This window comes from Marinobacter halodurans, from assembly GCF_004327985.1.
Classification (GTDB): Bacteria; Pseudomonadota; Gammaproteobacteria; order Pseudomonadales; family Oleiphilaceae; genus Marinobacter_A; species Marinobacter_A halodurans.
In genome coordinates this window covers 1-225 of record NZ_SJDL01000256.1, presented here as the reverse complement: position 1 = coordinate 225, position 225 = coordinate 1, and the positions used below count along the sequence as shown (strand labels likewise).

Sequence of the window (225 nt, the reverse complement as noted above, 5' to 3'; positions counted from 1 at the left end):
TCTTCGCCGCGTTCACCGTCAGGCGCAGGCGTGCTTTCAGGAAGTGGGTCAGACTCGCCATCACACGATGGCCGGCTCGCTCGCTTCGGACGTAGATGTTGCAGTCGTCCGCATAGCGGCAGAACCGATGACCTCGCCGCTCCAGTTCCTGGTCCAATTCGGTCAGGAGTACGTTGGAGAGCAAAGGCGACAGCGGGCCGCCTTGCGGCGTGCCTTCCCGTCTCG

1 protein-coding gene is annotated in these 225 nt (G+C 63.6%); it reads right to left on the bottom strand.

Annotated elements, in window-relative coordinates; genetic code table 11:
- A partial coding sequence (locus EZI54_RS24275; RefSeq protein ID WP_242674599.1) for a reverse transcriptase domain-containing protein occupies window positions 1–225 on the bottom strand: 225 nt, incomplete at both ends.